The following is a 22,519-nucleotide window of genomic DNA, read 5'->3' on the forward strand; positions in this document are numbered from 1 at the left end:
CTGATCTCAAGTCTTACTTGACGTTGGCGCCGACGACGGCATCCCAGTTCTTGGTGATGGCTTCCTTGGCCTTGCCCTGCTCGTCGAGCGTCGGGAACACCGCGGCTGCATAGGACTCGGCCGGCGGCAGCTTGGCCATCACGTCAGCCGGGAGCTTGCCATTCTTGGCGAGGTCGTTGAAGCGGATCGGGTGACAATAGCCCTTCAGCCAGCCGATCTGGCCTTCGTCGGAATAGAGATATTCCAGCCACAGCTTGGCAGCATTCGGGTGCGGCGCATAGGCGCTGATCGCCTGAACATAGACGCCGGCGACGACACCGGTCTTCGGCACGACGACGTCGACCGGCGGATTGCCCTTCAGCGTATCACGGCCGGCAAGCGCGTTATAATCCCAGGTCACCAGGATTGGCGTCTGGCCTTGAGCAAGCGTCGCGGGCTTGCCGATGACCGGCACGAAATTGCCGGCGGCGTTGAGCTTCTTGAAGAAGTCGAGACCAGCCGCGCCGGCGGCTTCGCCGGCAGCCGCACCGCCGGAAAGGCCGGCGGCATAGACTGCCTGGATGGCCTGGTTCGAAGCACGCGGGTCGCCGGCGAGCGCCACGGTATTGGCGAATTCCGGCTTCAGCAGATCGGCCCAGTCGGCCGGCGCTTCCTTGACCAGGTCCTTGTTCACCAGAAACGAAAGCACGCCGTAGTAGTCGCCGGTCCAAAAGCCTTCGGCATCCTTGGCGCTGTCCGGGATCGAGTCCCAGGTTGATACTTTATAAGCCTGGATCAGGCCATCCTTCTTGGCGGTCGGGCCGAAGCTCAGGCCGACGTCGATGACGTCGGGCGCTTGCGGGCCCTTGTTGTCCTTGTTGGCCTTGATCGCCTCGACCTCGTCGCCGGAGCCGGCATCGGGGTTGAGCTCGTTGACGGTGATCCCCGGATATTTTGCCTTGAAGCCGTCGATGACCGCGCCGTAGCCGCACCAGTCATGCGGCAGCGCGATGGTGGTGAGCTGGCCTTCAGCCTTGGCTGCGGCGACCAGTTCATCCATGGACTGGGCCGACGAGATGGCAGAGGTCGCCATCAGGGCGACGGCCGAAAGGGAAAGCAGTTTTCCCGTGAATTTGAACATGTGTTCTCTCCGTTGAACTGACGCCGTTGGACGCCTGCGATGCGGTATCGTTTTCGTGTGACAGCCAGATGAAAGCTTTGTGAAAGCGATGCCCCGCAGTATGAAAAAGTAAACTCTTTTTAACCGGCTGTAGCAATCGCTTCGCGATTCTTTTTCCGGCTAACTAGTTTCGATCTTGCCTTTCATCTTTCCCCCTTTCCTTTGCCTCTTTTCCCAAGTCGATTTCCGATGCGAAAATTGTCTCAGACGGTGCCGGCGATGGCGTTTTCGAGCAGCGTCAGCGCCGCCTTCTTGGTCAGCTTGACCGGGTTGCCGCCGGCGGTCGGATCGACCACCGCCATGTCGGCAATCAGGCCCTTGCGCTTCTTGTCCATGTCGAGCCCCTTGATCAGGCCGGGCAGCGCATGCGGCACCTTGAGCTCCTTGCGCAGCTTGATGATCGCCTTGGCAAAACCGTCGAAGCCGCCCTTGATGCCGCAATAGGCGGCAAGCCGGGCGATGCGCGGCTCGATCGCCTCGCGGTTGAAGGCCAGCACGTAGGGCATGAACACGGCGTTGGTCATGCCGTGGTGGCTATCGTAGAGCGCGCCGATCGGATGCGACAGCGAATGAATCGCTCCGAGCCCTTTCTGGAAGGCGGCCGCTCCCATGGCAGCGGCGCTCATCATGTTGGCGCGGGCGACCAGATCCTTGCCGTTGGCATAGGCTTTCGGCAGGTTTTCGAAGACCAGCCTTATGCCTTCCACGGCGATGCCGTCGGCCATCGGGTGATAGCCCGGCGCGCAATAGGCTTCGAGACAGTGAGCGAGCGCATCCATGCCGGTGCCGGCGGTGATGAAGCCCGGCATACCGACCGACAGCTCCGGATCGGCAATGACGATCGCCGGCAAGAGCTTTGGATGGAAGATGACCTTCTTGGTATGGGTCGCTTCATTGGTGATGACGCCGGCGCGGCCGACTTCCGAGCCGGTGCCGGCGGTGGTCGGCACGGCGATGATCGGCGCGATCGCATCGGCATCGGCGCGTGTCCACCAGTCGCCGACGTCCTCGAAATCCCAGACCGGCCGGGTCTGCCCGGCCTGGAAGGCGATCAGCTTGCCGAGGTCGAGCGCCGAGCCGCCGCCAAAGGCAATGACGCCGTCATGCTTGCCCTTCTTGAACACGGCAATGCCGGCGGTCAGGTTGGAATCCACCGGGTTCGGCTTGACCTCGGAAAATACGCCATAGGGCACCTTGGCGTCGTCGAGGATCTTCAGCGTCGAGGCCACCACCGGCAGCCTGGCCAGTCCCGGATCGGTGACGAACAGCGGCCGCTTGATGCCGGTCGCCGCCAGCACCTCCGGCAGCTCCTTGATGCGTCCGGCGCCGAAGCGGACGGTCGTCGGGTAATTCCATTTGGAAACGAGTTTTGTCATTTCGACCTTCTTGACTGCTTTCGTGCTCTCGGATGTCGTCAATTCACAAAGGTATTGGCCACACGGTCTGACCGCATCATGTACGGAATCCAGATGGCTGCGGCCCAGACGGAACGGTAAATTCCGCGCATCGTTTCGCTGTCGAACGCATCAGCCAAGGTTGGAAAGCTCTCGCGAAAAACCAGATGCGCAGCCCATGGGTCGAGGATGACATATACCGGCATCGCGACTGCCCAAATCATGTACCAGCCCGGGAATATCTCCCAGCGCTTGAACATGAAGAACAATAACAGGACCGGGGCTGTAAGGCTTAGAACGCCTGCTGTCACCAGTTCGGCAACGAGCAGCGCACCTTGAGAAAAACTGAAGGCCTGCCAGTCGAAGCCGAGATAGTCGGTATTGTGCAGTTGTACCAACCCCAGTATCGGCGTGAGCATCAACCCGAGCATCGGCAGGACAAGCCATCCGCCGATACCCTCGGGACGCTCACCATCTGGCAGCGCCGATTGTTGTGTATCCGCCATTACTCCCCCTCAACAGCGATCGCATGCCTGTCGATCGCCACCTTAGATCACCTCGCGCAGATGGTATGATTTCGGCCTGGTCAGATTATCGTAGCCGATGGCCGACAGTGCCGCGCCCTTGCCGGTGTCCTTGACGCCGGTCCAGACCAGCGCCGGGTCGAGATAGTCGCAGCGGTTCATGAACACGGTGCCGGTCTCGACACGATCGCCGATCGCCGCCGCATGCTCAATGTCGCGCGTCCAGATCGAGGCCGTCAGCCCATAGGGGCTGTCGTTCATCAGCGCGATCGCCTCCTCGTCGTTGCGCACCTTCATGATGCCGACGATCGGGCCAAAGCTTTCCTCGCGCATGACGCTCATCTGGTGGTCGACCTGGGTCAGCACTTCCGGCGCCAGATAGGGCGAACCTTGCCTGTCGTTGGCCACCTTCATATCGATGTGCGCCCTGGCGCCCTTGCGCAACGCCTCGGCCTTCTGCTCGCGGATCAGGTCGGCGAAGCGCGCCTGCGCCATCGGCCCCATGGTGGTCGCCTGGTCGAGCGGATTGCCGACGACGTAGTTCCTGGTCTCGGCAATGAAGCCCTCGACGAATTCATCGTAGACCGTCTCATGCACATAGACGCGCTCGATGCCGCAGCAGCACTGGCCGGAATTGTAGAAAGCGCCGTCGACCAGATTGGCAACGGCATGGTCCATCTTTGCGTCCGGCAGCACATAGGCCGGATCCTTGCCGCCGAGTTCGAGGCCGAGCGTCATGAAGGTGCCCGCCACCGCCTTCTCGATGGCGCGGCCGCCGGCGACCGAGCCGGTGAAGTTGACATGGTCGATCTTGCCGGAGCCGAGCAGCCTTTCGGTCTGCGCGTGGTTCAGGACGAGGTTCTGGAACAGGCCCTTGGGCAGGCCGGCCTTATCAAACGCCTGCTGAAACCGCTCGCCGACCAACAATGTCTGTGCCGCATGCTTGAGGATGACAGCGCTGCCCGCCATCAGCGCCGGCACGATGGTGTTGACGGCGGTGAGATAGGGATAGTTCCACGGCGCGATCACCATGACCACGCCGAGTGGCACCTTCTTCACATAGCGGCGAAAGCCGTCCTTCGGATTGGAGGCCATGACCGGCTTCAGGGCCGCCTCGGCGATCTCGACCATGTAGCTGACGCGTTCCCTGACGCCGCCGAACTCGCCGCCATAGCGCACCGGCCGGCCCATCTGCCAGGCGATCTCCGGCACGATCTCGTCGGTCATGGCGACCAGCGCTTCCAGCATGGCAAGCATGTATTTGCCGCGCTCGATGACCGGCGTCTCAGCCCACTTCTCCTGCGCCGCCTTGGCACGTTCGACCGCGGCACCGATCGCCTGGTCGGTGGCAAGAGGCCGTTCGGCATAGATCGAACCGTCGACGGGGGATTTTATCTTGACCGTTTCGGTCATGCCTTGGGTCCTCGCATTCTACAATAATGTCGTTGGTTAGCGCCGCCCCTCATCCGCCTGCCGGCACCTTTTCCCGTATACTGACGGGGAGAAGGGACAAGCTCAGCGCCGGGCCCCCTCTCCCCCGTTCTTCACGGGAGAGGCTGAGGGTGAGGAGCGGCGCCAACGTTGCCAGATTATTCAATACCGCTCGAACCCCCTGTGCAGTTCCCAGTCCGTAATCCGGCGGTCGTACTCGAACTGTTCCCAGTGTGCCGTGTGGACGTAATGTTCCAGCACATCGTCGCCGAGCGCCTGCCTCAGCATTTTCGATTCCGCCAGCGTCGCGGTGGCGTCGCGCAATGTCTTTGGAATTTCAGGCAGCTGCGAGGCCTGGTAGGCATCACCGACGAAGGGCTTCTGCAGTTCAAGCTTTTCATCGATGCCGGCAAGCCCGGCCGCGATCAGCGCGGCGAAAGCCAGATAGGGGTTCAAATCGGCGCCGCCGATGCGGCATTCCATGCGGATGCCCTTGGTGCCCTCGCCGCAAAGACGGAAACCGGCGGTGCGGTTGTCCTCGCTCCACATGATCTTGGTCGGCGCAAAGGTGCCGGCCTGGAAGCGCTTGTAGGAGTTGATGTAGGGCGCCAGGAACCAGGTGAATTCCTTGGCATATTTGAGCTGCCCGGCCGCCCATTGCTGGCCGAGCGCCGACAGCGTCCACTCGGCATTTTTGTCGTAGAACAACGGCGTCTTGCCGTCGGCGCTCCACAGCGAATTATGGATGTGGCTGGAATTGCCGGCGAGCCCGTAATTGTACTTGGCCATGAACGAGATCGCCTTGCCTTCGGACTCGGCGATTTCCTTGGCGCCGTTCTTCAGGATGACGTGGCGGTCGGCCATGTCGAGCGCCTCGGCGTAGCGGACATTAATCTCTTCCTGGCCTGGCCCCCACTCGCCCTTCGAATTCTCGATCGGGATGCCGGCCGCCTCCATCTCGTTGCGCAGCCGGCGCATGACGCCTTCTTCCTTGGTGGTGATGCCGATCTGGTAGTCGCCGATATAGGGCGATGCCGTCTCGAGGCCCTGCCAGTGCTTCTTGCGGGCGGAATCGTAGGTTTCGCTGAACAGATAGAATTCGAGCTCGGAAGCGAAATAGCCGATATAGCCGCGATCCTGCAGCCGCTTGACCTGCTTCTTCAGCATGGCGCGCGGCGAATGCGCCAGGTCATCATGGGTATGGTGGTCGAGCACGTCGCAGATCACCAGCGCCGTCTTCTCCAGCCACGGAACGCGCCGCAGCGTCGCAAGGTCCGGCTTCATGACGAAATCGCCATAACCCTTCGACCAGCTCGCCGCCTTGTAGCCGGGCACCGGTTCCATATCGATGTCTGCGGCCAAGAGATAGTTGCAGCCATGCGTCTCGTCATGCGCGGAATCGACGAAATAGCGGGCCAGGAACCGCTTTCCCGCGAGCCGCCCCTGCATGTCGACGATGCAGGCCAGCACCGTGTCGACCTCGCCGCCGGAGACCGCTTGCTTCAACTGATCGAACGAGAAATTTCCGGCCATTCCTTTGGCACTCCAGCGCTTGTCGTTTCGGGCTTGTCACTTTGAAAAGGAAACGGAAACCCATGGCCGGCACGATGCCGGCCATGCTCATCAGAGAGCGTCAGGCGCCGGCCTCGCCGACAGCTATCTCGGCTGCCTTGATCGCCGCCTGGCGCTTCGCGATCTGGTCGCCGATGGGCGGACCCTGGAAGCGGCGGTTCTCGAAACCGAACCAAAGCACCGCGGTCAGCACGATGAAGCCCAGGGTGATATAGAGCACCTTGTCGTTCGGCGGCTGGATGGCGATGTAGAAGATGATCGCCATGCCGATGATCGACAGGATGCAAAACAGCTTGAACAGGCCGGCGCCGAGATTCCATGGGCCGGGATTCGGCCATTTCGCCGTTCCGAAAGCCGTCATGCCGAGCGCGATCGGAATGGTGAAGGACAGGAACAGGAACACCAGCGTCGAATTGACGACGATGGTGTAGATGTTGGTGCCGCCGATCGAAATGAACTGGGCAAGAAAGACATAGATGATCTCGAGGATCGCAGCGGTCCAGATGGCATTGACCGGCGTGCGCCAGGTTGGGCTGACTTTGGCGAGCCCGGCCGAACCGACCGGCATGCCGCCGTCGCGAGAGAACGCAAACAGCATGCGCGAGGCCGAGGTCACCGTGGCGAGGCCGCAGAGGAACTGCGAGATCAGGATTGCCAGATAGAGAAGTTCTTTCAGCCAGCCCGGTAGGATTGCATCCATTGTCGAGAAGAATACGCTCCAACCCTGCTTGGCGCCTGCCGCCAGGTCCGGAATTGCCAGAACGATCGCGCAGACCATCGCCCAGCCGATCAGCGACGACCAGAGCACGGACGAAATGATCGCCCGCGGAACGGAATGCGCTGCCTTCAGCGTTTCTTCCGAAGTATGCGCCGACGCATCATATCCGGTGATGGTGTAGACCGGCAGCAGCAGGCAGAGCAGGAACAGGTAGCTCATGGAATCCGACTGTGGGAAGACACCGCCGCCGGCATCACCCGAATAGTTGGTGAAGGTCCACAGCCGCGTGATGTCGATTGCGGGCGCAAACACTAGGCAGGCAATGATCAGCACAGCTGTTGCGCCAAGGATCAGGAAGCCGGAAGCGTCAGTCAGCATGGCGGTCAGCTTGATGCCGAAGTGATTACAGAGCGCCTGGATCGCGGTGATGACGGCGACAAATCCGACAATCTCGCCCGGAGTACCGGTAATGCCGAACCAGCTCCCGAACGTTCCAACGAAGAAGAAAGCAGTACCGATGTTGATGGCGCCGAGCACGGTGATCAGGCCGAGCAGATTGAGCCATGCGGTGAGCCAGCCAGTGAAACGGTTCCCTAGGATGGATGCCCAGTGATAGAGGCCGCCGGCGGTCGGAAATGCAGAGGCGATCTGGGCCATGGCGAGCGCGAAAAATCCCGAAACCATGCACCCGACGATCCAGCCGATGCCAGCGCCGGCGCCACCGATGGACGACGTCGCCTGCGCGAAGGAATTGATGCCGCCTGAGAGGATGCAGATGATCGAGAACGAGATCGCGAAATTCGAGAAGCGGCTCATGCTTCGCGACAGTTCCTGAGCATAGCCCATTCCGTGGAGAACTTTCAGGTCCTCCTTCTTGTCAACTTCGCTGTAACCCGGTGCTACCATTTTAAAGTCCCCTTTTGGTTTCTTAGCTGGCCGATTGAACTGACTTTCCGACTGCGCTTGGTCTGGAGGCCTTGGCCGCTTCGGGCTCCAGATTGAGAAAAATACCTGCGAGCAGATCCGCCCATTTCCGCTGCCCGGCTGCGCCGGCGATCTCGTCGTTGCGGATTTCAATCATTGCGCAGGCCAGCCCGCGCGAGCGCGCATGGCGTTCCAGCGTGAAATAGACCCGGTCGGCCGGCGAATAGGGTTCGTTGACGCCGACGCTGACGCCGGCAAGCCGCTTCAGTGTCGCGATCAGCGGCGCCGCCAGCCGGCGATCCTCGTCGTGGATGATGCCGATGTGCCAGGGCCGGCTTTTGCCTTTGTAGAGCGGCGTGAAGGAATGGATCGAGACCAGCCTGGTCTCCCGCCCGGCCGCCAGGCGCTCGTCGATGACCGTTGCGATCCGCTCGTGAAACGGTCGCCACGCCAGCGCGATGCGCGCCTCCCGCTGGTCGGCCGAAAGTCCCTGGTTGGCCGGGACCACGGTTTTTTCGCTGGCGCTGACCGTCACTATCAGGTCCGGCGCGTCGAGCGGGCGGTTGCAGTCGATGATGAGCCGCGAGATGCAGGTCTCGACCAGCGTCGCATCGAGCGCCTCGGCCATGCGGCGCGCCACCGGCAAGGCGCCGGGATCCCAGGCGATGTGGCGGGAAAGTTCCTCGGCGGCAAGGCCGAGCGTTCCGAATTCCGGTGGAAGGAAATTGGAGGCGTGGTCGCAGGTCAGCACGAAAGGGCTTGATCCGCCGGGGTTCGTCACCCTTACGGTTTCAGGCGATGCAAGGCTGGCGGGCCGTGCTGTCTCCATTGTCTGCTGTCCCCGGGGAGCGCTGTATCGTATGTTACGTATTTTGCCTCATTGCGTCCCTGCGGATGATTTCATACAGTTTGGCCGGCTTTGTCAAACGCGATTTCGATAATGCGCTAACGGCACGGCCAGGGTGGGGAAAAAGCATGGTTTCGAGCATTGCCGAACTGATCTCCGACCGTATCGGCACCATGCCGGCCGGCGAGCGGCGCGCAGCGCAAGCGCTGATCGCCAGCTATCCGCTGATCGGGCTGAAGACAGTCGCCGAATTCTCGGCTACGGCCGGCGTATCATCGCCGACGATCCTGCGTTTCGTCGCCCGGCTCGGCTTCCAGAACTATCCGGAATTCCAGTCGGCGCTGCAAGACGAGCTGGCGGCACAATTGCAGTCGCCGGCTTCGCGCACGCTCAATCCCCCCTCGCAGGGCAGCAGCGCCGTGTCGCCGATGCTGGAGGCGACCCTCGACAACATGCGCGAGACATTCCGGCATCTCTCGGACAAACAGCTTGCCGACATCGTCGCCAAGCTAGCCGACCGGCGCGGCAAGACATTCCTGATCGGCGGCCGCTTCACCGACCCGCTGGCGCGCTACATGGCCGCCCACCTCGCCATCATCCAGCCCAACGTTTTTCACCTCGGCGGGCAGGAAAGCGTCTGGCGCGACCGACTGATCGACATGGGCAAGCGCGACGTGCTGGTGATCTTCGACATCAGGCGCTACCAGGACAGCTTGGTCCGTTTCGCCGAGACGGCCAACCAGCGCGGCGTGCAGATCGTGCTGTTTACCGACCAGTGGCTGTCGCCGATCGCCCGCTTCGCCCGCCATGTCATCGCCGGGCGCACCGCCGTGCCTTCGGCCTGGGACTCATCCGCCGCGCTTTTCGTCGTTGCCGAAGCCCTGATCGGCGCGGTCACAAGGCAGCTCGAAGCCGACGGCGCCAAACGCATCCGCGAACTGGAAAGCCTGCGGTAGAGCTCCTCCGGAAAGGCACGCCTTTCGCTTCGGTCTAGTCCACTAGAAAACTGATCATCTGCAGGATCAGGATCAGCAAAAGGACGCCAAAGACAGTCGCAACCACCGCTGCCAGCAGGACGGTGCGTTGTTTCTTACCCATGGCTTTCCCCCCGACAGCATAGTCCCCGTCCACGACTGCGAATATCAGTCCCGCCCCACTGCTCGGCCACCTCCCAACTCCCCAAGACCCGCCTGCGGCTTGGGCGGAGGAGTAATGACGACTGGTTCACGTGCGAAATGAACCGCTTACCAAGGTGCTCGCTAACGGGCACGGCCGCATCATTCATCCGACCCATGTCACGGCCGAATGACCACCTTGCATTTCGGGCTTAACCATTCAGCCGCTAAGCGTGCCCCACTCCAGCTACTTTACCCATGGCAAGCATGATCGAAGTTCGGCTAACCTTGTCGACGTGAAGCCGCTTCCTTGAACCAAAGCGCGGTGAACTGCGCGGAGGAATTCGATGAGCTATCTGGACGAGCTGTTCTCAGTCGCCGGCAAGACGGCGCTGGTCACCGGCGCCGCGACCGGCATCGGCCGCATGGCGGCGACCGCTCTGGTCATGGCCGGCGCCTCGGTGATGATTGCCTCGCGCAAGGGCGAGGACTGCGCCAAGGTTGCCGGCGAGTTGAACGGACTTGGCGCATCCGGCCGGGCGGAAGGTTTTGCCGGCGACGTCTCCAGCGAGGCCGGCATTGCGGCGCTTGTGGCCGAGGTCAGGGCGCGGACCGAGCGGCTGCATATCCTGGTCAACAATGCCGGCATCTCCTGGGGCGCGCCGCTGGAAAGCTTTCCCTACCATGCCTGGGCCAAGGTGTTCGGCGTCAACGTCACCGCGGTTTTCCACCTGACGCGCGAATTGCTGCCTCTGCTCGACGCCGCCGCCAGCGATGCCGACCCGGCCCGGGTGATCAACCTCGGATCGGTGATGGGCACGCAGCCGTTGGCCGAAGATGCCTACTCCTACTCGGCCTCGAAGGCCGCGGTTCACCACCTGACGCGCATCCTGGCGATCGAGTTCGCCGCCCGCCGCATCACCGTCAACGCCTTTGCGCCTGGCCCTTTCCAGAGCCGGATGACGGCCTTCGCCACCGGCACCGAAGACCAGGCAAGACATATCGGCAACCACGTTCCGATCGGCCGCATCGGCGCACCGGATGACATTGCTGGCGCAACGCTCTATTTGTGCAGCCGGGCCGGCAGCTATGTCACCGGCGCCATCCTGCCGATCGATGGCGGGCAGTCGGTGCAACACGGGCTGACATTGTTCAAGGAATGAGACGCACGCCATCCGGCGAGTGAAATGCCGGGGGTGAAGATGGAGGACATCAGCGTGGAACCGATCAGTCTCGATGTGCTTCTGGCCAACGTCGGCAAGGAAGTCGGCGTGTCGCCATGGCGGGTCGTCACCCAGCGCATGATCGACCAGTTCGCCGATGCCACCGACGACCATCAGTTCATCCATTGCGATCCGGAACGCGCCAGCCGCGAAACGCCGTTCGGCGGCACCATCGCGCATGGCTTCCTGTCGCTTTCGCTGTTGTCGGCGATGACCTTCGAAACCATGCCGCCGCTGGAAAACAGCAAGATGGGCGTCAATCATGGCTTCGATTCGCTGCGCTTCCTGGCGCCGGTGAAGACCGGCTCGCGCATCCGCACCCGTTTCGTGCTGGCCGACGTCAAGGTCAGGCCGTCGGGGTGGGTGCAGACGGCGCACGACGTGACGATCGAGATCGAGGGCTCGAAGAAACCGGCGCTGACCGCGCGCTGGCTGACGCTGACGCTGATCGAACGCCAGCCGGAAGCGGTCTGACTCTCGTCGGGCTGAGAAGCCCGAATCTATCTGTGCCAAATCTATTTGGCTTCGGCCGCGACGTACTTCATGTGGCGACTGACCTGCAGCGCAATGTAGACGACCAGTGAACAACCGATAGGGAACACGATCTCGTTGAGGCCGGTTGCGATCGCCTGCGGCATTGCGAGAGCAGCGTCGTTCGCCGCGGCCGTCTCGATGGTCAGCACCGTGATGCCGCCGCCGAATACCGCGCCTATCAGGGCGCCTGCCAGCGCGAAATGGAGCGGACGCGGTTCTTCCTTCGATGCCAGCGACGCCAGTGCCCAGCCGAGCAGCCCGTATTCGATCGCCCGCAGCACACCGAGCGTCGTGAGCGACAGGATGGCCGGCTTTGCCGCCGCGTCCAGCGCGCTGACCATAACCTTTTGCGTCCCTTTGGCGATGCCCATCGCCAGTGGCGCCGAAATCGCACCGATCAGGCCACCGAGCGAGGCTCGCACCTTGGTGAGCGCCGTGCCGAGGCTGACGCCGGCGCAGACGAAGAACGACCAGGTCACGCCTTGCGCCAGTTCGATCAGAACCTGCGTCGTCGCCGGGTAGGCACCTGCCGCAAATCTGACGGTCAGAATGAGAGCTTCCATGGCGAAGCCGAGCGCGATCGCCAGCCATGCGACCATGACGACGCGCCTGAGCGCCATCCTGGCGCGATGAGAAAGCGGGTCCACGTCCGGCACGCCGGACGAAAGCTCAGTTCCGGTCATAACGGCCTCCCGAAACGAAATTTTTGCAGAGCCGCGAATTAGTCTTTGTCTGTAACAGTCCGATGTTGCCGGCTTTATTGCCTGGTTACATCGTTTTGTGAGGTCAAGCCTCTGCTTCACACCGCCCTTGCCCGACGCCGTACAGCGTATATATGCTGCATCCAGCATCAGTCATAAGGCAGTAGAAAGTTGCAGCTAAGCGTCCAGGAGCGCCGCGAAAAACAAAAGGCCGAACTGCGTTCCGAACTTGTCGACGCCGCGCACAAGCTTGTCCAGGAAGAAGGCTATGACGGCCTCACCATCCGCAAGCTCGCCAAGCGCGTCGGCTATGCGCCGATGTCGGTCTATTCCTATTTCGCCGACAAGCAGGACATCCTGTTCGCGCTGGCCGAGGATGCCTTCGAGACCCTGGCCAGGCGCATCGCAAATCATACGGCCGACGACCCGATCGAGGCGCTCAAGGCGGTGCTTGTCGAATACGCCGCCTTCGGGCTGGAAAATCCCAACGAGTACCGCACCGTCTTCATGACCGAAAAAGTCAAGCCGCCGACCGGCAAGACCTTTGCCGAGATGGAAGGCGGCAACCCGGCGATGAAAGTGCTGATCGAGAGGGTCGAAGCCTGCGTTGCCGCCGGCAGGCTCAAAGGCGATCCACGCGCCATCGCCACCATGCTGTGGGCGGTCGGCCACGGCGCCATCTCGCTGCTGATCACCTTCCCGTTCTACCCGTTCGGCGACCAGACGACGTTCATCACACGGATCGGCGACATCATGCTCGAAGCCATCGCCGCGCACGAGATTGCGCCGCTCACGCCGCCCGTCAACTGCTGAAGAGCGGCGCTCCTCCCGATCTGCAGGATCTTCTCCGAACGATCCGCGCCACAGCGCCGAGCGTTCGGCAATTCTCCGTACGCGTACGATTCTGCTTGAACATCGGGAGTCCAGGGCGTATCTGTACGCAATACCGTACAAGTACGAGAAATTCAATAGCTGAACCGGAGACCGACGATGAAGAAGGCAATCCTCACGCTCGCCGCCCTGCTGGCGCTCTCTAGCGCCGCATTTGCCGGCAGCAGTCAGACAGGCAAGCAAGAAGCGGCCTGCATCGACACCAAGGCTGATGTGAAGCTCGATTGCGCGCCGACCGGATCGCTTGAAAAGGCGGACGCCGCGGCCCACAAGGCCGGCAGCAAGGGCCCGAGGCTCGGCATCGGCATCGACCCGTGGATCGTGCCAAGCAGCTTCTGAGCCGACGGGCGACAACACGCGGTGATGAACCGAAAGGGCGGCAGCAATTACCGGCCGCCCATCGTGCTGCCTCAGCCCTGCTTTTTGTCACCCCGCGCAGATCACTTCTTGCGCTTCTGTCCCACCACGCTTTTGGGCTTGCCGGGTCTTGCCGGTGCGCCGGGAATGGCCGTTCCGGTGATCGACACCGGATCGCTGGCCGGGAATGTATCCTCGAGGCCTTCCTCGAGTTCCTCTTCGATATCCGTCCCAGTGCGCTGCTCGTCTTCGAAAGAGCGCACGGCCGGCGTCTTGACCGGCGACTTCGGCGCGGAGTTCGGCGGCATTTGCGTTCTCCCTCGGCTCGCCGTCGCAGAACGGGCGGGCGCGGCGAACATGCCTATGCTGCCGCGTCGCGCGCCGCCTCCGACAGAAAAGTAAAGACATAATCGGAAAAGGAACGCCAGCATTCGACGCGGAACGCGTCGGCCGCCGTGCGCAACAGCACGATTTCGACCTTGCCGAGAATGGTATGCGACGCCGCCCCGACCGGAAAGACGTCGAGCGACAGATCCTGCGGGCAGCCGGCATTGATCGTCGCCGCGGCAGCCGGACCGGTAACCGATATGGCGACGTTGCGGTGCGAGATGCCGACCGCCGAATGCAGTACGGAAATGCTGGCGCAGTCGGCGAGCGGATCTTTTCCGCTCTCGTCGATGACCAGCCATTCGTCCGGCCCGAGCCACAAGGCCGTGCGTCCGGCCTTTGCCGCCGAGGTTTTCGGCCTTTGCGGCAGGACGACGCCGAGCGCTTTCGAAAGTGCCGCAATCGAGGCTTCCGGCGCGCGCAGCGATATGCGCTCGGCCTGCGGCAGCACGGCAAGTGTAACGCCGGCGGCGGAAAGCGACTGGCCGGCGAGAGCTGGACGGCGTTCGACTGAGGGTCCGGCGGCGTCGGTTTTCAAAGCGGCTTTAGCCATTGAGGCGCTCCCCCTTCTCGTCGAAGAACACCATGCCGGTGACCTCCACCTCGATCACCCCGTCCGGCATCGGCACATAGAGCGTCTCGCCCGTGCGATCGCGGCCGCCGGCGACCAGCCCCAGCGCGATCGAGCGGCCGCAATTTTGCGACCAATAGCTCGAGGTGACATGGCCAATCATCTTCATCGGGATTGCCTGCTTCGGGTCCGCAACGATCTGCGCGCCCTCCTCCAGCACCACCTTGGGATCCCTCGTCTTCAGGCCGACAAGCTGCTTGCGGCCCTTGGCAACCAGGTCCGGCCGCGCCATGCCGCGAATGCCGACGAAATCGGTCTTCTTCTTGCCGACGGCCCAGTCGAGCCCGGCATCGTTCGGCGTCACCGTCCCGTCGGTATCCTGGCCGACGATGATGTAGCCCTTTTCGGCGCGCAGCACATGCATCGACTCGGTGCCGTAGGCACAGGCTCCGTGCTTCTGGCCCTCGGCCCATAGCGCTTCCCAGACCGCCTCGCCATAATCGGCCGGCACGTTGACCTCGAAGCCGCGTTCACCGCTGAACGACATGCGAAACAGCCTTGTCGGCACGCCGCAGATCCTGCCTTCGCGCACCGACATATGCGGCAGCGCCTCATCCGACATGTCGATGCCCTCGACCAGCGGCGCAATGATGTCGCGAGACTTCGGTCCCTGCACGGCAATCACCGCCCACTGCTCGGTGATCGAGGTCAGCCAGACGTTGAGATGCGGGAACTCGGTCTGGAGATAGTCTTCCATATGGTTCATGACCCGCGGCGCGCCGCCGGTCGTCGTCGTCACATGGAAACGGTCGGGTGCAAGCCTGCCGACGACACCGTCGTCATAGATGAAGCCGTCCTCGCGCAGCATGATGCCGTACCGGCAGCGGCCGGGCTCGAGCTTCTCCCATGGATTGGTGTAGAGCAGTTCCATGAATTTGGCCGCATCCGGCCCGACCACCTCGATCTTGCCCAGCGTCGAGGCGTCAAACAGGCCGGCCGTCTTGCGCACCGTCACGCATTCGCGGTCGACGGCGGCATGTATGTCCTCGCCCGGCTTCGGGAAATACCAGGCGCGCTTCCACTGGCCGACATCCTCGAATACAGCGCCCTGGCGCTCGGCCCAGGGATGGATCGCCGTCTTGCGGGTCGGGTCGAACAGGGGACCCCGCGCGTGGCCGACGATCGAGCCGAATGTCACCGGCGTATAGGGCGCGCGGAACGTCGTCAGCCCGACCTGCGGGATCGGCTTGCCCAACGTCTCGGCGGCAATCGCCAGGCCGTGCATGTTGGAGGTCTTGCCCTGGTCGGTCGCCATGCCATTGGTGGTGAAGCGCTTGACGTGCTCGATCGAGCGCATGCCCTCATGCACTGCCTGGCGGATGTCCTTGGCGGTGACGTCGTTCTGGAAGTCGACAAAGGCCTTGACCGTCGTATCCGATCCGGCACCGGGTGCTGCACCCAGCATGCCGCGCGACCAGCTCTCGCCGGCGTCGACCTTCGGCTTGGAGCCCTTGGCCGGCCTGCTGCCGGCGTCCTTGGCCGCCTTGGCGCCCGCTGCATAGGCCTCGTCGATCGTCGCCGACAGCCCGTCGGTACCGTTGCAGGCGCCGACCGAGACGCAGTCCTGCGCATAAATTCCGGGCACGAAGCGCTTGGTCTCGTCATTGAAGGCGACCTTGCCGCGCGATTGCGAGAACAGATGCACCGATGGCGTCCAGCCGGCCGACATCAGAATCGCGTCAACCGGGATGGTGCGCTCGCCGCCGCCATTCTTCGGCTGCACGGTCATCGACGACACCCGCAATTTGCCGCCGGCGCGGATCACCGCGCGGCCGAAATTGACCTCGATGCCGAGCGCCCTCGCCTCGTCGATCGCCGGCCCGGTCGGGTTGTCGCGCAGGTCGACGATCGCCGCCACGTTGATGCCGGCCTTTTTCAGGTCGATCGCCGCCGCATAGGCGGAATCGTTCGCCGTATAGACGCCGATATTCCTGCCGACGGCGACGCCGTAATGGTTGAGATAGGTGCGCGCCGCCGACGCCAGCATGATGCCCGGCCGGTCGTTGTCGGCAAACACCATGTGGCGCTCGATGGCGCCGGTCGCCAGTACCACGCGTTTAGCGCGAACCTGCCACAGCCGCTCGCGCGGCAGGTCGCGGCCGGGGTTCTGCAGATGGTCGCTGACGCGCTCGACCAGCCCGACGAAATTCTGCGCGTAATAGCCGAAGGCCGTGGTACGCGGCAGCACGCGGACATTGTCCATCGCGCTCAACTTGGCGAGAGCCGATTGCGCCCAGGAAAAACCGTCCTGGCCTTCGATCTTCGCGCCGCTCTCGAAGCGCAGGCTGCCGCCGAATTCCGCCTGCTCGTCGGCAAGGATGACGCGCGCGCCGGTCTCGGCCGCGGCCAATGCCGCGGCGATGCCCGCGGCACCGCCGCCAAGCACCAGCACCTCGCAATGGGCGAAGCGCGCCGAATAGTGGTCGGGATCCGGCTGGTCAGGAGCGACGCCAAGACCGGCGGCGGCGCGGATCTTGGGTTCGTAGAGGTTTTTCCACGCAGCCTTCGGCCACATGAAGGTCTTGTAGTAGAAGCCGGCCGAAAGCATCGGCGAGGCAATACTGCTGACGGCACCGACGTCGAAAGCGAGCGACGGCCAGCGGTTCTGCGACTGTGCGGTCAATCCGTCATAGAGCTCCTGCACCGTGGCACGCACGTTCGGCGTCTTGCGTGCCGCGTCGCGCTTGATCTCGACCAGCGCGTTCGGCTCTTCGGCGCCGGCCGACAGCAAGCCGCGCGGCCGGTGGTACTTGAACGAGCGGCCGACGAGATGGACGCCGTTTGCAAGCAGCGCCGAGGCCAACGTATCGCCCTCGATGCCGGTATAGGGGCGGCCGTCGAAGCTGAAGCCAGCTATCTTTGCCTGTTTGAGCCGCCCGGCGCCGGCAATGCGGAACGTGGCGCTCATTTGGCGGCTCCCGGCAGCTTTACGGGCTTCGGCTCGCCGGCCTTGTAGGTCATCAGGAACCTGTCGCTGACGGTGTCGCGCACGGCGTTGAAGAACCGCGCGCAGCCATGCATGTGCCGCCAGCGCTCATAGATGATCCCCTTGGGGTTTGAGCGGATGAAAAAGAACTTTTCAAAATCGTCGTCGCTCTCGCTGGCGATGTTTGGGGAACGCGCGATATGCGCCTCGCCGGCGTTGCGGAATTCGAGCTCCGGACGCTCTTCCTCGCAATAGGGGCAGCGGATGAGAAGCATCAATCGACTTTCTTGGATTTAGTCGACCCATCATGTGCAGAGCCGTCATGTCTGCCACGATTGGTCACAACATTTTCTTCGGCAGGGCGGTCTTCGACGAGCAATCCTACCGCCCGCAAATTCACTTTGGCTCGATCGACATCAGCCTGCGTTCGTGGTCCAGAGAAGGTTCTTCGGGAACCGATATCCAGAAACGCGTTTTCGAGTATTTTCGGTATGGCAAACGCCCATACGCAGAAAAAAGTAGGTACGCCCACAATTACAAACATGGCCAACATGACGGGATCGACCCCGTTGGCCTCATACCCGACTATTCGAACCAAAATCTCCCTGACCACTAACAGCATGAAGAGCACCGTGGCGCCCACGAGGGCCAATCCGAAAAGCATGGTGTGAGTCTTGCGCGTCATTGCGGCCTTCAGTGCGCCACCGCCGCCGCCGCCGCCTCGTCGATGAGGCGGCCGGTGCGGAAGCGCTCGATGGTGAAGGGCGCGTTGATCGGGTGCGGATCGTCCCTGGCGATCGTATGGGCAAAGACATGGCCCGAACCCGGCGTCGCCTTGAAACCGCCCGTGCCCCAGCCGCAATTGACATACAGGCCGGGCACCGGCGTCTTGGCCAGGATCGGCGAACGGTCAGGCGTCACGTCGACGATGCCGCCCCATGAGCGCAGCATCTTCATGCGCGTGAAGATCGGGAACATCTCGCAGATGGCGTCCAGCGTATGCTGCAAAATGTGCAGGCCGCCGGTCTGCGAATAGGAGACATATTGGTCGGTGCCGGCGCCGATGACCAGCTCGCCCTTGTCGGACTGCGAGATATAGGCATGCACGGTGTTCGACATCACCACGCAAGGCACCACCGGCTTGACCGGCTCCGACACCAGCGCCTGCAGCGGATAGCTTTCCAGCGGCATGCGCACGCCGGCCATGTTCATGATCACCGATGAGTGCCCGGCGGCAACCACGCCGACCTTCCTGGCGCCGATGAAGCCGCGCGTCGTCTCGACGCCGGTGACCGCGCCGTTCGGCGCCCGTTTGACGCCGGTGACCTCGCAATTCTGGATGATGTGGACGCCGCGCGCCGAGGCGCCGCGCGCATAGCCCCAGGCGACGGCATCGTGGCGCGCCGTGCCGCCACGGCGCTGCAGGGAGGCGCCCATCACCGGATAGCGCGCATTGCGCGAAATGTTGAGCGGCGGGCAGAATTCCTTGGCCTGCTCCGGCGTCAGCCATTCATTGTCGATGCCGTTCAGCCGGTTGGCGTGGACGTGCCGCTTCAGCACCTGGATGTCGTGGATGTTGTGGGCGAGCATCATGACGCCGCGCGGCGAATACATGACGTTGTAGTTGAGTTCCTGGCTGAGCCCGTCCCACAGCTTCAGCGCATGGTCGTAGATGCCGGCGCTTTCGTCATAGAGATAATTGGAACGGATGATGGTGGTGTTGCGGCCGGTATTGCCGCCGCCGAGCCAGCCTTTTTCCAATACCGCGACGTTGGTGACGCCGTGCACGGTGGCGAGATAATAGGCGGTGGCCAGGCCGTGGCCACCGGCGCCGACGATGATGACGTCGTACTCCTTCTTCGGCTCCGGTGAGGACCATTGTTCCTCCCAGCCCTTGTGACCGCGCATGGCCTCGCGGGCGATGGCGAATACCGAGTATTTCTTCAACGTCGCAGGCCTCGCAAATGACGGCCGGGCATTCACTCGAACGCCGGCGCGCGAGCTGTATCACTAGCGAAACGGCGCTGCCAGCCTTGCACTGTTTGCGACGGCGCTTGCCGTTTTGCGCCGTGGTGAAAAAGCCGCATGCGGGCTGGTTGATGCAATTGCCATCCATCACTATCCGTCGCCTGGCGATCGGAGGATTATGGCGGTGGCTAACGTCTGGTGGAATCTGACATTGCGCTTCATGCTGGAACTCGCCGCTTTGCTCGGCCTCGGCATGGCGGGCTGGAGCCTCTCAGCGGGCATGTGGCGCTGGACCCTTGCCGCGGCATTGCCGTTCGTTGCCGCCGCGCTCTGGGGTACGTTCGCGGTGCCGAACGATCCGAGCCGGTCGGGGCGGGCGCCGGTTCCGGTGCCGGGCGGTTTGCGGCTGGTGCTCGAACTCGCCGTCCTGTTCGGCGGCGCTGCCGGATTCCACCTGGCCGGTTACACGACAGCCGGCATTGCCGTCGCCCTTCTGATCGCCGTCAGCTACGCATTTTCGCTCGATCGGCTCGGCTGGCTGCTTAGGCAATAGTCCAGGCCGACACCACCTCGCAGGTATCGGGTGGTCCGCACCGCCCCGATTTGCGACCAAGCATCCAATTGCCGGCCAGAACCGGCGCCAAAAAAGGATGCAGAAAATGTTCGCACTCGCCAACAAGGTCGCCATCGTCACTGGCGCCAGTTCCGGCATCGGCCGCGCCACGGCAAAGCTCTTTGCCGAGGAAGGCGCCAAGGTGGTCGTCGCGGCCCGCCGCCAGGCGGAACTCGATGCGCTGGTTGCCGAAATCGAAGACGCCGAGGGCACCGCCATTGCGCTTGCCGGCGACGTCCGCGACGAGGCCTACGCGAAAGTCCTGGTCGACCTGGCGGTCGAGAAATTCGGCGGGCTCGACATCGCCTTCAACAATGCCGGCTCGGTCGGCAGGATGGGGCCGGTCTCTGAGCTGTCGCTGGAGGGCTGGCGCGAGACGCTCGATACCAATCTGACCAGCGCCTTTCTCGGCGCGAAATACCAGGTGCCGGCGATGGTCGAACGCGGCGGCGGCTCGTTGATCTTCACCTCAACCTTCGTCGGCTACACGGTCGGCATGCCCGGCATGACCAGCTATGCCGCGAGCAAGGCCGGACTGATCGGATTGACGCAGGTGCTGGCCGCCGAATTTGGCGCCAAGGGCGTCCGGGTCAACGCGCTGCTGCCGGGCGGCACCGACACGCCTTCGGCGACATTCAACACACCTGAATCGCGGGCGTTCGTCGAAAACCTGCATGCCTTGAAGCGCGTCGCCGAGCCAGAGGAGATCGCCCGCTCGGCGCTTTACCTGGCTTCCGATGCATCGAGCTTCACCACCGGCACGGCACTGTTCGCCGACGGCGGTGTCTCGATCACCCGCACGTGAAGCGTTTCGCGGTTGGCGTCGGCCCGCCAGCCGCAATGCCGGAAAACCGGTCTTGCTTTTCCCGGCGATTTGACGATTCCGTCTTCTCCTCGAAAACGGGTTGGAAACATGCTGCTGATCAGGACCTATATCGCTGCAAGCGCAATCGAAGGCGTCGGCGTGTTCGCCGCCGAGCCGATCCGGAAAGGGGCGCAGATCTGGCGGCTCGATCCGGACTTCGACCGGCTGATCCCGATGGAAAGATACGAGACGGCGCCGCCGCACCTCAAGGAATTGCTCGACAGATATGCCTATCCCAGTCCGGACCGGCCGGGCTTCATGGTCTATGAGGTCGACAATGGCCGCTTCATGAACCACGCCGACAAGCCGAACACCGACTTTTCGCAATATGGCGGGGCCACCGCGACCCGCGACATCGCCGCCGGCGAGGAAATAACCTGCGACTACGGCGAGTTCTTCGAGGGTTTCGAGCAGCTCCACCTGGCCACGGCGTAGCGGCGCCTATCTGGCCCAAGGCGAATTTTGTTCTTGCTTTGTGCCGGCAGCTATGCTACTAATATCGGTATGATGCTGATTCACACCAAGGACCCGTCTCTGAGGCGGGTTTTTCGTTTCGGGATTCGGCGGCCTCAAGCTTCGGTCTTTTCGGCGGTGAGTTTCACCCCTAAGGCCTTCACCACGCCAAGCAATGTCGAGAGGCGCGGGTCGCCATCGGGGCTCAGTGCCTTGTACAGGGCCTCCCGGGTGACGCCGGCATCTTTCGCCACCTTGGACATGCCACGCGCGCGGGCAACTATGCCGAGAGCATTCGCGATATAGCCGGTATCGCCCGTGGCAAAGGCGTCGGCAAGAAGTTCGGCCTGGGCCTCCGCGCGGCCGAGATGTTCGGCAGGATCAAAAGGCAAGGTCTCGTGGGGCATTTCAGATCTCCTTGGCCATTTCAATGGCCTTCCTGATATCGCGCTTCTGCGAGGACTTGTCGCCGCCGCAGAGCAGGATAACGAGCGCGCTGCCGCGCTTGACGAAGTACAGTCGGTAACCGGGACCGTAGTCTATCCGAAGCTCGCCGATGCCATCGAAGAACTTCACGTCTCCCATCAGTCCGGACTGGATACGTGCCACGCGGATCGCAATCCGCTCGGCCGCCCGCATATCGTTTAGACCCTTGAGCCAGTCCCGGAACTCGGCGGTTTGCTCAACGATGGTCACTCGTGAACTATAGTTCACAGATTGAAAAAATCAAGCCGCCATGTGGGACTGTCGTGCCCGCCCGGACGGCACCGCCTCTCAATCGGCTGTGGACAGAGCCCCTTGATTCTGCTATCAGCCGCCCCAATTCGTGGTGTAACGCGCCGCGGAGGCTTGCGGCTATGGCCGCTTGCCTGTTGATTTCAAACCCGAAAGACAGGATTGCACGTGCAGGTACTCGTCCGCGACAACAATGTTGATCAGGCGCTTCGCGCGCTCAAGAAAAAGATGCAGCGCGAAGGCATCTTCCGCGAAATGAAGATGCGCGGACATTACGAAAAGCCCTCCGAGAAGCGCGCCCGTGAAAAGGCGGAAGCCGTGCGCCGTGCCCGCAAGCTGGCCCGCAAGCGCGCCCAGCGCGAAGGCCTGCTGCCGATGACGCCGCGTCCGGTCGCGGCCGGTGCTGCCGGTGCCGGTGCTCCGCGTCCGCCGCGGTTCTGACGTCAATTTTTCGTCCTTTTCCAAGGATATCCAAGGTGGCGCGATGCGGAATCGCCGCCACCTTTTTGTTGTGAGTTCGACCCGGTCCGAGAGGACCGGTTGGGAGAGAT

At 62.8% G+C, this 22,519-nt stretch carries 25 protein-coding genes; 9 read left to right on the plus strand and 16 right to left on the minus strand.

The annotated features are described in order from the left end of the window. Positions 1–13: 13 nt before the first annotated feature. The 7 genes from NKH33_RS03945 to NKH33_RS03975 all read right to left on the minus strand — a co-directional run bounded on the left by NKH33_RS03945 (position 14) and on the right by NKH33_RS03975 (position 8,551). The gene (locus NKH33_RS03945; protein WP_352918265.1) at positions 14–1,120 is read right to left on the minus strand and encodes an ABC transporter substrate-binding protein; all 1,107 of its coding nucleotides are present in this window, start codon (positions 1,118–1,120) and stop codon (positions 14–16) included. Positions 1,121–1,362: 242 nt separating this feature from the next. Next, positions 1,363–2,535 (minus strand): iron-containing alcohol dehydrogenase, encoded by a 1,173-nt coding sequence (locus tag NKH33_RS03950; protein ID WP_352469501.1) that lies wholly within the window; start codon positions 2,533–2,535, stop codon positions 1,363–1,365. Positions 2,536–2,573: 38 nt separating this feature from the next. Continuing rightward, entirely contained in the window at positions 2,574–3,059 is a 486-nt protein-coding gene (locus NKH33_RS03955) for a DUF2569 domain-containing protein (protein WP_352918267.1), read from the minus strand. 42 nt (positions 3,060–3,101) lie between these two features. Beyond that, entirely contained in the window at positions 3,102–4,490 is a 1,389-nt protein-coding gene (locus tag NKH33_RS03960) for an aldehyde dehydrogenase family protein (protein ID WP_352918269.1), read from the minus strand. 180 nt (positions 4,491–4,670) lie between these two features. After that, positions 4,671–6,041: a glutamine synthetase family protein gene (locus tag NKH33_RS03965; protein WP_352918271.1), complete on the minus strand. Its 1,371-nt coding sequence runs from the start codon at positions 6,039–6,041 to the stop codon at positions 4,671–4,673. A gap of 100 nt (positions 6,042–6,141) precedes the next feature. Further along, positions 6,142–7,704 carry an amino acid permease gene (locus tag NKH33_RS03970; protein ID WP_352539379.1) on the minus strand — a complete coding sequence of 521 codons (1,563 nt, stop codon included), beginning with the start codon at positions 7,702–7,704 and terminating at the stop codon, positions 6,142–6,144. A gap of 22 nt (positions 7,705–7,726) precedes the next feature. Continuing rightward, positions 7,727–8,551, minus strand: a complete 825-nt coding sequence (locus tag NKH33_RS03975) for an N-formylglutamate amidohydrolase (RefSeq protein WP_352918273.1) — start codon at positions 8,549–8,551, stop codon at positions 7,727–7,729. A 146-nt stretch (positions 8,552–8,697) separates the two neighbouring features. Here NKH33_RS03975 and NKH33_RS03980 point away from each other — a divergent pair, with 146 nt between their 5' ends. From NKH33_RS03980 to NKH33_RS03990, 3 genes are all read left to right on the plus strand, one after another. Further along, positions 8,698–9,525: a MurR/RpiR family transcriptional regulator gene (locus NKH33_RS03980; protein WP_352469495.1), complete on the plus strand. Its 828-nt coding sequence runs from the start codon at positions 8,698–8,700 to the stop codon at positions 9,523–9,525. A gap of 506 nt (positions 9,526–10,031) precedes the next feature. Beyond that, positions 10,032–10,847 (plus strand): SDR family oxidoreductase, encoded by an 816-nt coding sequence (locus NKH33_RS03985; protein WP_352918275.1) that lies wholly within the window; start codon positions 10,032–10,034, stop codon positions 10,845–10,847. 39 nt (positions 10,848–10,886) lie between these two features. Further along, positions 10,887–11,381 carry a MaoC family dehydratase gene (locus NKH33_RS03990; protein ID WP_031211357.1) on the plus strand — a complete coding sequence of 165 codons (495 nt, stop codon included), beginning with the start codon at positions 10,887–10,889 and terminating at the stop codon, positions 11,379–11,381. Between the two features lie 41 nt (positions 11,382–11,422). On the opposite strand, the gene NKH33_RS03995 is transcribed toward NKH33_RS03990, so the two are convergent. Further along, the gene (locus NKH33_RS03995; RefSeq protein ID WP_352469493.1) at positions 11,423–12,124 is read right to left on the minus strand and encodes a hypothetical protein; all 702 of its coding nucleotides are present in this window, start codon (positions 12,122–12,124) and stop codon (positions 11,423–11,425) included. A gap of 189 nt (positions 12,125–12,313) precedes the next feature. Between NKH33_RS03995 and NKH33_RS04000 the strand changes: the two genes are divergently transcribed. Both NKH33_RS04000 and NKH33_RS04005 read left to right on the plus strand, forming a co-directional pair. After that, positions 12,314–12,955 (plus strand): TetR/AcrR family transcriptional regulator, encoded by a 642-nt coding sequence (locus tag NKH33_RS04000; protein ID WP_352469491.1) that lies wholly within the window; start codon positions 12,314–12,316, stop codon positions 12,953–12,955. A 177-nt stretch (positions 12,956–13,132) separates the two neighbouring features. Then, positions 13,133–13,372 carry a DUF680 domain-containing protein gene (locus NKH33_RS04005; protein WP_352469490.1) on the plus strand — a complete coding sequence of 80 codons (240 nt, stop codon included), beginning with the start codon at positions 13,133–13,135 and terminating at the stop codon, positions 13,370–13,372. Positions 13,373–13,473: 101 nt separating this feature from the next. On the opposite strand, the gene NKH33_RS04010 is transcribed toward NKH33_RS04005, so the two are convergent. The 6 genes from NKH33_RS04010 to NKH33_RS04035 are packed head-to-tail and all read right to left on the minus strand — an operon-like array spanning position 13,474 to position 19,281. Then, positions 13,474–13,698: a hypothetical protein gene (locus tag NKH33_RS04010; protein WP_023675341.1), complete on the minus strand. Its 225-nt coding sequence runs from the start codon at positions 13,696–13,698 to the stop codon at positions 13,474–13,476. Between the two features lie 53 nt (positions 13,699–13,751). Then, positions 13,752–14,330, minus strand: a complete 579-nt coding sequence (locus NKH33_RS04015) for a sarcosine oxidase subunit gamma (protein WP_352918277.1) — start codon at positions 14,328–14,330, stop codon at positions 13,752–13,754. Then, positions 14,323–17,316 carry a sarcosine oxidase subunit alpha gene (locus NKH33_RS04020; RefSeq protein WP_352918279.1) on the minus strand — a complete coding sequence of 998 codons (2,994 nt, stop codon included), beginning with the start codon at positions 17,314–17,316 and terminating at the stop codon, positions 14,323–14,325. The genes NKH33_RS04015 and NKH33_RS04020 overlap by 8 nt, the downstream gene beginning before the upstream one ends. Beyond that, positions 17,313–17,609 carry a sarcosine oxidase subunit delta gene (locus NKH33_RS04025; RefSeq protein WP_023675338.1) on the minus strand — a complete coding sequence of 99 codons (297 nt, stop codon included), beginning with the start codon at positions 17,607–17,609 and terminating at the stop codon, positions 17,313–17,315. Before NKH33_RS04025 ends, NKH33_RS04020 begins: the two co-directional genes overlap by 4 nt. Further along, the gene (locus NKH33_RS04030) at positions 17,609–18,019 is read right to left on the minus strand and encodes a hypothetical protein (protein WP_352767718.1); all 411 of its coding nucleotides are present in this window, start codon (positions 18,017–18,019) and stop codon (positions 17,609–17,611) included. The genes NKH33_RS04025 and NKH33_RS04030 overlap by 1 nt, the downstream gene beginning before the upstream one ends. An 8-nt stretch (positions 18,020–18,027) precedes the next feature. Continuing rightward, positions 18,028–19,281: a sarcosine oxidase subunit beta gene (locus NKH33_RS04035; RefSeq protein WP_352448264.1), complete on the minus strand. Its 1,254-nt coding sequence runs from the start codon at positions 19,279–19,281 to the stop codon at positions 18,028–18,030. A gap of 199 nt (positions 19,282–19,480) precedes the next feature. On the opposite strand from NKH33_RS04035, the gene NKH33_RS04040 reads away from it, so the two are divergent. The 3 genes from NKH33_RS04040 (at position 19,481) to NKH33_RS04050 (ending at position 21,215) form a co-directional block, all read left to right on the plus strand. Then, positions 19,481–19,855, plus strand: a complete 375-nt coding sequence (locus NKH33_RS04040) for a DUF2568 domain-containing protein (protein ID WP_352501931.1) — start codon at positions 19,481–19,483, stop codon at positions 19,853–19,855. Between the two features lie 106 nt (positions 19,856–19,961). Further along, the gene (locus NKH33_RS04045; RefSeq protein ID WP_352814416.1) at positions 19,962–20,720 is read left to right on the plus strand and encodes an SDR family oxidoreductase; all 759 of its coding nucleotides are present in this window, start codon (positions 19,962–19,964) and stop codon (positions 20,718–20,720) included. Positions 20,721–20,828: 108 nt separating this feature from the next. Continuing rightward, entirely contained in the window at positions 20,829–21,215 is a 387-nt protein-coding gene (locus NKH33_RS04050; RefSeq protein ID WP_352454023.1) for an SET domain-containing protein, read from the plus strand. A 134-nt stretch (positions 21,216–21,349) separates the two neighbouring features. Here NKH33_RS04050 and NKH33_RS04055 read toward each other — a convergent pair whose 3' ends face one another. Both NKH33_RS04055 and NKH33_RS04060 read right to left on the minus strand, forming a co-directional pair. Further along, positions 21,350–21,640 (minus strand): addiction module antidote protein, encoded by a 291-nt coding sequence (locus tag NKH33_RS04055; RefSeq protein ID WP_352448268.1) that lies wholly within the window; start codon positions 21,638–21,640, stop codon positions 21,350–21,352. 1 nt (position 21,641) lies between these two features. Continuing rightward, on the minus strand, positions 21,642–21,929 hold the full coding sequence (locus NKH33_RS04060; RefSeq protein WP_352448269.1) for a type II toxin-antitoxin system RelE/ParE family toxin: 288 nt from the start codon (positions 21,927–21,929) through the stop codon (positions 21,642–21,644). 207 nt (positions 21,930–22,136) lie between these two features. Between NKH33_RS04060 and rpsU the strand changes: the two genes are divergently transcribed. Then, the gene (gene rpsU, locus NKH33_RS04065; protein WP_023675331.1) at positions 22,137–22,409 is read left to right on the plus strand and encodes a 30S ribosomal protein S21; all 273 of its coding nucleotides are present in this window, start codon (positions 22,137–22,139) and stop codon (positions 22,407–22,409) included. Positions 22,410–22,519 lie beyond the last annotated feature (110 nt).

Origin of the sequence: Mesorhizobium sp. M1182 (assembly GCF_040318335.1) — a bacterium.
Taxonomy (GTDB): domain Bacteria; phylum Pseudomonadota; class Alphaproteobacteria; order Rhizobiales; family Rhizobiaceae; genus Mesorhizobium.